Origin of the sequence: Vibrio sp. V12_P9A6T4 (genome assembly GCF_963874835.1) — a bacterium.
Lineage (GTDB): Bacteria > Pseudomonadota > Gammaproteobacteria > Enterobacterales > Vibrionaceae > Vibrio > Vibrio anguillarum.
Genome location: NZ_CAWNJO010000071.1, coordinates 133413 through 143690 on the forward strand (window position 1 = coordinate 133413; position 10278 = coordinate 143690).

The 10278-nt window shown below is 44.9% G+C and carries 11 protein-coding genes; 3 read left to right on the plus strand and 8 right to left on the minus strand.

From position 1 onward, the window contains the following. The first annotated feature begins 87 nt into the window (after positions 1-87). Both AACQ42_RS12185 and AACQ42_RS12190 read left to right on the plus strand, forming a co-directional pair. A complete protein-coding gene (locus tag AACQ42_RS12185) occupies positions 88-951 on the plus strand; it encodes an MBL fold metallo-hydrolase (protein ID WP_013868170.1) in 864 nt (287 codons plus the stop codon). After that, entirely contained in the window at positions 945-1568 is a 624-nt protein-coding gene (locus AACQ42_RS12190; RefSeq protein WP_017043848.1) for a DsbA family protein, read from the plus strand. Before AACQ42_RS12185 ends, AACQ42_RS12190 begins: the two co-directional genes overlap by 7 nt. 45 nt (positions 1569-1613) lie before the next feature. Here AACQ42_RS12190 and AACQ42_RS12195 read toward each other — a convergent pair whose 3' ends face one another. The 6 genes from AACQ42_RS12195 to rbsD all read right to left on the minus strand — a co-directional run bounded on the left by AACQ42_RS12195 (position 1614) and on the right by rbsD (position 7611). Next, positions 1614-2621: a substrate-binding domain-containing protein gene (locus tag AACQ42_RS12195; RefSeq protein WP_013868172.1), complete on the minus strand. Its 1008-nt coding sequence runs from the start codon at positions 2619-2621 to the stop codon at positions 1614-1616. Between the two features lie 16 nt (positions 2622-2637). Beyond that, positions 2638-3558 carry a ribokinase gene (gene rbsK / locus AACQ42_RS12200; protein WP_026027599.1) on the minus strand — a complete coding sequence of 307 codons (921 nt, stop codon included), beginning with the start codon at positions 3556-3558 and terminating at the stop codon, positions 2638-2640. A 175-nt stretch (positions 3559-3733) separates the two neighbouring features. Continuing rightward, positions 3734-4612, minus strand: coding sequence for a ribose ABC transporter substrate-binding protein RbsB (gene rbsB / locus AACQ42_RS12205; protein ID WP_010320543.1), 879 nt, complete (start codon positions 4610-4612; stop codon positions 3734-3736). A 73-nt stretch (positions 4613-4685) separates the two neighbouring features. Beyond that, on the minus strand, positions 4686-5654 hold the full coding sequence (gene rbsC / locus AACQ42_RS12210; RefSeq protein WP_010320544.1) for a ribose ABC transporter permease: 969 nt from the start codon (positions 5652-5654) through the stop codon (positions 4686-4688). 11 nt (positions 5655-5665) lie between these two features. Further along, positions 5666-7171 carry a ribose ABC transporter ATP-binding protein RbsA gene (rbsA, locus tag AACQ42_RS12215; RefSeq protein ID WP_013868175.1) on the minus strand — a complete coding sequence of 502 codons (1506 nt, stop codon included), beginning with the start codon at positions 7169-7171 and terminating at the stop codon, positions 5666-5668. A gap of 20 nt (positions 7172-7191) precedes the next feature. Continuing rightward, positions 7192-7611, minus strand: a complete 420-nt coding sequence (rbsD, locus tag AACQ42_RS12220; protein ID WP_013868176.1) for a D-ribose pyranase — start codon at positions 7609-7611, stop codon at positions 7192-7194. Positions 7612-7917: 306 nt separating this feature from the next. Here rbsD and AACQ42_RS12225 point away from each other — a divergent pair, with 306 nt between their 5' ends. Further along, positions 7918-8178, plus strand: coding sequence for a DUF3012 domain-containing protein (locus tag AACQ42_RS12225; RefSeq protein ID WP_013868177.1), 261 nt, complete (start codon positions 7918-7920; stop codon positions 8176-8178). Positions 8179-8246: 68 nt separating this feature from the next. On the opposite strand, the gene AACQ42_RS12230 is transcribed toward AACQ42_RS12225, so the two are convergent. Continuing rightward, entirely contained in the window at positions 8247-8630 is a 384-nt protein-coding gene (locus AACQ42_RS12230; protein WP_019281225.1) for a hypothetical protein, read from the minus strand. Then, positions 8627-10278 (minus strand): pesticin C-terminus-like muramidase (locus AACQ42_RS12235; RefSeq protein WP_176429649.1); only part of this gene is annotated, 1652 nt, incomplete at its 5' end. The genes AACQ42_RS12230 and AACQ42_RS12235, both read right to left, overlap by 4 nt.

Sequence of the window (10278 nt, forward strand, 5' to 3'; positions counted from 1 at the left end):
TGATGTCAATTATTAGCTATATATCCGAACAAGTCTAATTCGTATGATAGCTCCCGAACCGATAACATACTCTTTGGATAAATAATCATGAAAACACTGACTCTACTTACAGCAACCACACTCATCAGCAGCACCGCGTTTGCAGCACAACAACCTTTGACACTTGACGTCTACAATGCAGATGGCAATAGCTTCCATGTCAACTCCACTTTGGTTTATGGCGAAACAGAAGCGATGGTGGTTGACACTGGCTTTACTAAAGCCGACGCACTCCGTATTGCAGCAAAAGTACTCGACTCTGGCAAAAACTTAACCACGATTTTTATTAGCCAAGCTGACCCTGATTACTACTTTGGCGCTGAAGTACTGCATGACATGTTTCCACAAGCGAAAGTGCTGACGACGCCTGGCGTACGTGCAACGATTGCAGAAAAACTCGAAGGTAAACTGGCATTTTGGGCTCCAAAAATGGGGGCAAATGCCCCTGTAAAACCGATACTACCAACGGCTTATAATGGCAAAACCTTAACCATTGATGGGCAAACTATTGAAATTCGCGATGCGGATGGAGCATTAGCGCATCGTCCTTATTTATGGATACCAGCCAATAAAGCGATTTTAGGTAACGTCGCGGTATACGGAAATGTTCATTTATGGATGGCTGATGCACAAAGTGATGCGAGCCGCCAAGCTTGGGCGCAACAACTTGATCAAATGAAAGCACTCAAACCAAACGTAGTGATCCCGGGGCATATGACTTCTGGAACAGCGCTTGATGCTTCTTCAATTGAATTTGCACAACAATATCTTATGGATTTTGCTAAAGCCAAAGCAAACAGCAAAGACAGCGCTCAGTTAATTCAAACCATGCAAAACCTTTACCCTAATGCTGGCCTACCAATGGCTTTAGAAATTGGTGCCAAAGTTCATATGGGTGAGATGAAATGGTAAACGTCCACTATATTTTCGACCCAATGTGTGGCTGGTGTTACGGAGCAACCTCTCTGATTCAGCAGTTGAATGAAATGAGCGGAGTCAAACTGCACCTTCATCCGGGTGGAATGATCGAGCGATCGCCTCTTTCAGATGGTTTTCGCCAACATGTACTGCAAGCTGATCAGCGCATTGCTCAGCAAACAGGAGCCGTATTTGGGGAAGGTTACATCGCCAAAATCAAAAGTGGCGAAACCGTGATATTGGACTCATACGTTACTGCTCAAGCCATTATTGCAGCACAATTACTCGGTGTATCGCCAAGTGTTATGCTCAAAAGCATTCAACAAGCGCATTACCAGCAAGGTTTGCCTGTGGCCGATACTGACACATTGGCACTGTTAGCCCAATCGCTTGACCTAGAGCCAAATCAATGGGAACAAGCGATGGAGCAAGCCAAAGCTCAGTTACCAGAGCAGTTAGAGCAGACGCAAAGCTTAATGGCGCAATATCAGCTTTCTGGTTTTCCCTCGATTGTGTATGAAGCAGAGGGGCAATGGCGAACCGTATCTGTTAGCCATTTCTATAATCGACCACAACAATGGGCTGATTTCTGGAAAAATATGACTCAGTAATTAGTGCCTCATCCCTCTCTTGACTAAAGAGAGGGATTTTTCCATCTACTTGTTCATCATTTTGATGCTTTTACGCACCACTAAAGTCGGCTCTAATTGGACAATTTGCGGTTCGAGCGCTTCGTTTTCTAAACGGGCAAGTAAGGTGTCAACTGCCGCTTTACCTAAACGATATTTGGGTTGATGAATAGTGGTTAGAGCTGGCGACATGAAACGGGCGATGTGAATATCGTCATACCCCATCAGCGAAAGATCTTCAGGAATGCGGATCCCTTTTTCATTAGCTGCATTAATCACACCCATTGCCATCATGTCATTAGAGACAAAAATCGCACTCGGTAATGGTCCTTTGGCTAACATTTTATTGAACGCTTCGTAGCCACCTTCACATTCAAAATCGGATTCCACAATCCAATTGGGATAAATGTCCAAACCTGCTTCCAAGACAGCGCGCTTATAGCCTTCATAACGCATTTGAGCTTGATGTCGAATCAATGGCCCGGTAATGCAACCGATTTCTTTATGACCGCACTCAATCAAATAGTTCGCCGCAATATAACCACCACGTAAAGAGTTATCTTGTATTTTATCGCTAGGAAAGAGCATTGGGCCCCAATCCATCACCACGACAGGGATATCTGGGTAGCGTTCAAAAACGTCAATCCGCTCACCTTCTAAGGTGGAGCACATCAAAAGTAAGCCATCAACGCGCTTTTGCAGTAGCGTGTTGATAGAGGCTTGCATTCGCTGGCTATCCCCTTCGGTATTACACAAAATAAGGTTATAACCTTTGTGGTAGCAACTGCGTTCTACCCCTTTGACCACTTCGCCAAAAAAGGGGTTCGTCGAAGTGGTCACTAACATACCAATGGTGCGCGTTCGGTTCATTTTGAGACTGCGAGCCAATGCTGACGGGGCATAGTTCAGATCTTGCGCGGCTTTATTGACACGCTCAGCAATTTCATCGCTCACATAGCGAGATTTATTAATGACATGGCTGACGGTAGACGTGGATACACCGGCTAATCTTGCAATATCTTTCATTGTCGCCATGTCTGTTTTTCCTATTCTATTGATGCTGAGCGAGAAACGCGTCCACTTCTACTCGGGTGGGTATTGAGGTTTGCGCGCCAAAACGGGTAACAGAAATGGCTGCCGCAGCATGTGCAAATTTAATGGCTGATTCTAAAGGCATATCTTCCAACAAACCCGTGACCAAAGCACCGTTAAACGTATCACCTGCCGCGGTGGTGTCTGTCACATCGACTTTAAAACCAGCAATCAGTTGACCACGCCCATTTTGGCTTAGCCAAACGCCTTTTGCACCTAAGGTGATCAAGACGATTTCAATCCCTTTTTTATGCAGTTCATTGGCCGCTAATTGCGCCGTGTGATCATCATCAACCGTAATCCCCGTTAAGCGCTGCGCTTCCGTTTCGTTTGGTGTGATCACATCGACACATTCTAGCAGAGTATCAGGCAGATCTCGGGCAGGCGCTGGGTTTAAAATCACATTGGTACGATTTTGTTTGGCGATTTGCGCAGCTTTAATAATGCCATCGATTGGCGTTTCCAGTTGCATCAATAAATATTTGGCCGCACCAATGGCGGCTAAATCCGCTTCAATGGCATCAGCCGTCAGCTTGTCATTCGCCTCTGCCGAAATACAGATGCTGTTTTCTCCGCTGTCCGAGACTTGGATCATCGCAATGCCCGTCGGACAATTGGGCTGCATTTTAACTCCCGCAATGTTGATACCATCGAGCTTAAAATTCTCACGAATATTGATACCGAATGCATCGTCACCCACGCAGGCAATAAAACCGATGTCCGCTTTTAATCGCGCGGCCGCTACAGCTTGGTTGGCCCCTTTACCACCGGGAATAACTTGATAATGACGACCATGCAGCGTCTCGCCCGGGCGAGGAAATGAAGGCACTTGCAAAACATGGTCAGCGTTAACACTACCTAATACCACTAACTGATTCATAATTTGTCCTTTGTTCATGAGTGAACATGTTTGAAATAGAGCTGGAGAGGTTTGGCTTTTGTGGCTTCACCTGAAAAAACAAACCTATCGAGCCTGATTACTGGTTATTGATGACTGAGGGGTTATAGAAGAGGTAGCTCTCTACGAGCCAGTAAAGAGCTACCTACAGCAAAGATTATTTGCTGATGATTTTTAGAGGAACCGGAATGTACTCATCCACTTGTTCGCCTTTTAGCATTTTATCGGCCGTTTCAATGCCAAGTGCACCGATCATGTCTGGTTGTTGAGCAACAGTCGCAGCAAGTTGCCCGCGTTCTACCGCCGCGATACCATCGTCGGTACCATCAAAACCGATGATCATCACCTCTTTGCCTGATGCTTGAACGGCGCGAAGTGCACCCAATGCCATTTCATCATTTTGGGCAAATACGGCTTGAACATCTGGGTTTGCCGCTAGCAGGTTTTCCATTACATTCAAACCTTTAGTGCGGTCAAAATCAGCAGGCTGGCTAGCAAGCAGTTCCATTTCACTGCCTTTCACCGCGTTCATGAAACCTTCTCCACGCTCACGAGCGGCCGATGTGCCGGCAATCCCTTCCAGTTGAATGACTTTGGCTTTTGCACCGATTTTTTCGACGATAAAGTGACCGGCCATTTCACCACCGACTACGTTATCAGAAGCGATGTGGCTCACAACATCACCACGGCTTGCACCGCGATCCAGTGTCAACACTGGCACTTTAGCGCGGTTGGCCATACGAATGGCGTTAGAGACGGCATCAGAATCGGTTGGGTTGATCAAAATCGCTTTAACGCCACGAACGGTTAAGTCTTCTACGTTTGATAGCTCTTTGCTTGGATCATTTTGTGAATCCAAGACGATCAGGTTGTAGCCTAGCTCTTTCGCTTTCGCTTCTGCGCCATCTTTCATGGTGACAAAAAATGGGTTGTTCAGAGTGGATAGTACAATCGCCATGGTGTCTTGCGCATGCGCAGCCACAGAGACAGTGGTGGAAAGTAGAGCAGCAGAGATTAAAGTTGCAAGTTTTTTCATCTTTATAGTCCTTTTTGTAGGGGCCGTTTTAAAGCTAATATGGCTCGCTTTAAAACGGAGGTTTTCTATCGTGTTACTTATTTTTGTTATCCACGAGTACCGCGAGCAAAATAACCACGGCTTTCGCAATCATTTGGTAGTAAGAAGAGACATCAAGCAGGTTCAGCGCGTTATTAAGAAAGCCGATGATCAGCGCCCCAATTAACGTGCCCATAATGCGTCCTTTACCACCCATCAAGCTGGTACCACCAAGTACGACGGCAGCGATGGCATCCAGTTCATAACCCATACCAGCAGTCGGTTGCGCAGAAGAGAGGCGAGACGTGACGATGATGCCAGCCAGCGCAGCCAATAGACCGCAGATGGCGTACACACCAATTTTCACGCGATCCACATTAATACCTGACAATCGAGTCGCAGACTCATTGCCACCTAGCGCGTAAACATAGCGGCCAAAACGTGTATGGTTGAGTAAGTACCAAACCGCAGCAAAGACTACCACCATCATCCACACCGGAACGGGAATACCCAACGCGTAACCTGTACCAAACCAAGCAAAAGCATCTGCAGTATCGGTAAAACCTGTCGAAATTGGACGCCCATCGGTATAAACCATGGTCACACCACGCAATAAGGTCATGGTGACTAAGGTGGCAATAAACGCCTGCACTTTACCTTTGGCGATAATGATGCCGCTAATCGCACCCAGTGCCGCGCCAGCAAGTAACGCTGTAGGGACTGCGATAATGACAGGAATCTCAAGACCAATCATGGTTGCAGCAAAAGCGCCGCACAACGCCAGTACCGAGCCAACACTCAAATCGATACCTGCCGTTAGAATAACCAAGGTCATCCCCACAGCGATAATGGCGTTGACTGAGGTTTGGCGCAAAATGTTCAGTATGTTGTCAACCGTGAAGAAATTGGGGTTTAAAAAAGAGACAACGACCACTAAAAAAAGCAAAGCAATCAGTGATTTTTGCTCAATGAGCCACTCTTTACTGATCCATTTTCTGCGGTTAGTTTGGGTTGAATTACTCATGCTGTTACTGCTCATGCTGCTTCCTCATTGATCTTTTTGCCTACCGCACAGGCGAGTAGAATCTCTTGGTTGGCTTGTTTGGCACTGAATTCGCCGCTGATTCGACCTTCATGCATCACCAAAATTCGGTCACTCATCCCTAGCACTTCTGGCATCTCTGACGAAACCAAAATAATACTCATCCCTTCGGCTTTAAATTGGTTAATCAATTGGTAAATCTCTTTTTTGGCTCCCACGTCAACCCCGCGTGTGGGTTCATCCAAAATCAAAACTTTGGGACGTGTCATCAACCCTTTCGCAATCGCTACTTTTTGCTGATTGCCACCGGACAAATTACCAATGATTTGATCACGAGATGGCGTTTTGATGTTGAATAGGCGAATAAAATCTTCCACTGCGATGACTTCATCACTGTGTTGAATCTGTACACCTTTGCTAAATTTATTCAACGCACACAGTGACATGTTCTCTTTCACCGACAGGCCAAGAACCAAACCGTCCCCTTTGCGATCTTCTGAAATATACGCGATACCGTTTGCAAGGCCATCTTGTGGGCTGACTGGGTTGATGGTTTTGTTCTCAAGGTTAATCACGCCTCGCTCACTGGGCAGCGCGCCGTAAATCACTTTCATTAATTCAGTGCGCCCTGCGCCCATCAAACCCGAGACACCGAGGATTTCACCTCGTTTGAGCGTAAAATTAATGTCATGCACACCTGAGCCCGTAAGGCCTATCACTTCAAGACAAGTGTCGCCGTGCTTTACCTCAATACGCGGATACTGTTCTTCTAATTTCCGGCCGACCATCATCTCAATCAGGCCATCTTCATTGGTGTCAGACACTTTGCACTGGCCAATGAATTTGCCATCACGTAACACGGTAATATCGTCACAAATTTCAAAAATTTCTTTCAACCGATGTGAGATATAAACAATGCCGCAACCTTGTTCACGCAGCTCGTTAATCACATTAAATAACGATTCAGTTTCGGTATCCGTCAGCGCATCCGTCGGTTCATCCATGATGATCACTTTCGACTCAAATGAGAGCGCTTTTGCAATCTCAACCATCTGTTGCTCACCAAGGCTTAAGTCACCCAACAAGGTCTTGGAGCTGTGTTTAACATTTAAGCGAGCCAGTAGTTTGTCGGCTGCTTGGTACATTTCATTCCATAAAATTCGCCCCATCGCACCGGTTATCTCTCTGCCTAGAAAAATGTTTTCAGCAATAGTTAATTCCGGAATCAAATTCAACTCTTGGTGAATAATGCTGATGCCTGCTTGTTGTGAATCTCGTGGGCCTTTAAAGGCGGCTGGTTTTCCTTGGTAAGTGATAGAACCCGCATCCAATGAATAGATACCCGTCAACACTTTCATTAAGGTTGATTTACCCGCGCCGTTTTCGCCCATCAACGCCATCACGCGGCCGGGGTAAACATTGAGGCTAGCTTTATCGAGCGCTTTCACGCCGGGGAACGCTTTTTCAATCTCACTGAGCGCTAAAATTGCTTGAGTCATAGTGGATCCTCAATCGCGGCTTAAAACACGACGCCTGCTTGAAAAATAACATTCGCATACGGCGTACATTCGCCTGTTCTTACCACGGCGCGGCTGCGCATAGTGCGCTCTTTAAAATCTTGATGAGAGAGGTAAGTGACAGCAATCGCTTTCTCGCATAACTCCTCTTCCGCTTTCAGCTCAGCAAGCAGTGCTTTGTGATGCTCAGGGCTTACTTGTGCAAACTCTTCAGCAATGATCACACCTTCAATTTGAGATTCAGAAAGAATCACGCGGACCGTGTCAATAAAACCGGGAATACCGTGAGTTAATGCTAAATCAATACGCTGCACTTCATCAGGAATGGGCAAACCTGCATCACAAATTGTGATTTCGTCGGTATGCCCTAAAGTAGCCACCAAGTAAGAGAGTTCTGAGTTTAATAGGGTACTTTTTTTCATTGTTATACCTTCACGTTAGGCTTTATGTTTCGCTTTTTGACACCTTTCTATCACTCTTGAATCGTTCAAGAAAATCTCATCGAAACGTTTCGATGAATCCTAGCGTAGCAAAAATAATTTGCACGATGCGAAAATAGGTAATGTGATTTTGATCGTTGATTAGTGAACTGAGGAGTAAAAAAGAGTGAGGACCATCACTGAGTGATTTGTCATTAGATGCCCATTTTTAGCATAGGATTAACACTGAGACCGTGATTTTAGGTATAGTCACTCCGAACAAAAATCGCATCCATTTGGAACTCAAACATGAAAAAAATAGCCTTGGTATTGTTTACTGCATTCTCACTCGCCGCCTGCTCAGAAGTGGGCAGCGAAGCATGGTGTCAAGATATGAAAGAGAAACCAAAAGGCGAATGGAACGCCGGGCAGGCAGTGGATTATGCAAAGCACTGTGTCTTCCAATCACAAATTGGCAGCGACGCGTGGTGTGAAGATATGAAAGACAAGCCAAAAGGTGATTGGACAGCGAATGAGGCTGGTTCTTACGCTAAATATTGTGTGCTGTAAGAAGGGAGTTCCCAGAGCTAGGTTGGCTCTGGGAGATTGCAAATAAAAACATGATGTTCTACAAAAATCTATTTCGCGAAATCTTCACATACATCACTAACCATTTTTATTGCTACGTATTCATTAGCATACTTACGTATAATCATCGGAGTTTGAGTATCATAACTGCCCCACTTTGCTTTATCTATAAAACAAATATGTATTCCACTACTGGTTTCTTTAAGAAACTTAATCTCATACTTCCAATAATCACTTTCAATCAGAATTGATTCATTTGATATCTTCGGTTTAGGTAAATCCAACTGTGGAAAATAGCGCTGATTCTCAGATATTTTCTGCATAAGCGAGCTATTAAACGATGTTATATCTAAGGATTTATATATTTCATTGCTTGAAAATGCATGAGCATAGGATGTTATTATACAAAAAAGAAACACCAGTGATTTTTTCATTTTATTTCTCCTATTAATTTTGCTTCTTTTTTTCTGCGCGTGGGATATTTATCACCAAATTTCATTAAGTTATCATACATTTCTACCCAATTTTGTTCGATGGCTTGCTTCCAGAAATTTTCTGTCTCTGATGGTAAATAACCATATTGGTATGACAATGAAGCAATGACAGTTTGAGCCTGCCACGGTAAACATTCAAACTTTGTCGTCTTGGATATTCGATTGTATAAATCAACAATACGTTTTGTCTCTGATTTTTTTACTTTTGATACTAGAATTTCTAATTCAAAATCGTTAACCATAAGAGGATTCTTAATCAAAATAGCTTCAGCTTCACTCTTTTTATAACCAAGATAAGGTGTAAGCTTATCTACCAAAGAAGCAGGGAGACCTAAAGCAATTAAATCTGATTTTGAGCGTGCTCCCAAATCAAATCCTGAAGCAATAGTGACACCACTATTACTATTTTCGACATCAGGAACATATCCTTTCTTTTTTACTCCTTCAAGTTCTTTAATGAAGTCAAAATTGATCATCAATTTACACTGCGATTTTGACTCCCAACCATCCATCAAAGCCTCATCCAGTGCAAGTAATGTGCCTTGGCCAACAATACCATCAACGGGGCCAATGCTGTATGACGGATGCGTTTGATGACTGGGTTGATAACTTTTTTGGAACTGCTCAATGGCCGTTTTGGTTTTATTACCGAAATCACCATCGACTTGCAAATCAAATTTCATTTTGATTAACGCTTGCTGAATCAAGCTCACTTCTTCGCCATTGTTGCCTTTTCTGAAAGCGCTGGCTTGTTTCTTCGCTAACTTCTCCAGATCTTCTGAAGGTTTCAACACATCCGATTGTAGCAGTGATGCTTTATCTTCGTTTTGTGCATCCTCTTTTGGGCTCTCTTCCTGAGCGCTCTTTTCTGCCGCCTTAGATTCTGACTGCTTTTCTGATGATGCAGATGATTTCTGCGCAGCGGATTGTACTGCGGCAGCCTCAAAATGAGTGATCACATTCGCTTGGCCGCTTTGCATGGTCGCACTAATAGCACTCGCTTGTAATTCGACCGGAGCTTTCATATCAAGTAGTGGGGTTGCCAACATGGCGGATTGCCCACCATAAGCACTACCGCTGCCGGCACTTCCGCCAGCATTAAGGTTAATTGCAGGACCAACGATGTGCACGCCACCGGCATCCACTTTGACAAAGCTACCACCCGCTTTTAAGGTCACTTCAGCCCCAGCTTCTACAACGATTTTAGCTCCCGCTTTAAGGCTGATTTCGCGCCCTGTTTGTATCGCGGTCAGTTTAGCCACTTTATGCTGCAATGACCCGCTAATCTCTACACTGCTATCTTTGGTTATGTTATCGCGGCTTTCGCCCTCTACCGTGAGGTGGTGGTTATGTTTAACGTGCGTAAACTGGTCGTTATCCACCGTGAGGTGCTGGTCGTGCTTGATGTGCGCCGTGGCGTCATTGAGCACCAAAGCGTCTAAGTCTTTTTGCGCGTGCAGGTAGATTTTCTCTTGCGCTGCTTGGTCTTCAAAACTCAGCTCGTTAAACCCTTCTCCTTGGTGCGTTTCACTGCGCAGCACGGTTTTGGTTTTGTTATCCGGTAGTGTGTACGGCGCTTTGTTGGTCG

Bases quoted from the DNA above. Each gene is read 5' to 3' on its own strand.
- AACQ42_RS12185 (WP_013868170.1), top strand. From the start codon at position 88: ATGAAAACACTGACTCTACTTACAGCAACCACACTCATCAGCAGCACC.
- AACQ42_RS12190 (WP_017043848.1), top strand. From the start codon at position 945: ATGGTAAACGTCCACTATATTTTCGACCCAATGTGTGGCTGGTGTTAC.
- AACQ42_RS12195 (WP_013868172.1), bottom strand. From the start codon at position 2,621: ATGGCGACAATGAAAGATATTGCAAGATTAGCCGGTGTATCCACGTCT.
- rbsK (WP_026027599.1), bottom strand. From the start codon at position 3,558: ATGAATCAGTTAGTGGTATTAGGTAGTGTTAACGCTGACCATGTTTTG.
- rbsB (WP_010320543.1), bottom strand. From the start codon at position 4,612: ATGAAAAAACTTGCAACTTTAATCTCTGCTGCTCTACTTTCCACCACT.
- rbsC (WP_010320544.1), bottom strand. From the start codon at position 5,654: ATGAGTAATTCAACCCAAACTAACCGCAGAAAATGGATCAGTAAAGAG.
- rbsA (WP_013868175.1), bottom strand. From the start codon at position 7,171: ATGACTCAAGCAATTTTAGCGCTCAGTGAGATTGAAAAAGCGTTCCCC.
- rbsD (WP_013868176.1), bottom strand. From the start codon at position 7,611: ATGAAAAAAAGTACCCTATTAAACTCAGAACTCTCTTACTTGGTGGCT.
- AACQ42_RS12225 (WP_013868177.1), top strand. From the start codon at position 7,918: ATGAAAAAAATAGCCTTGGTATTGTTTACTGCATTCTCACTCGCCGCC.
- AACQ42_RS12230 (WP_019281225.1), bottom strand. From the start codon at position 8,630: ATGAAAAAATCACTGGTGTTTCTTTTTTGTATAATAACATCCTATGCT.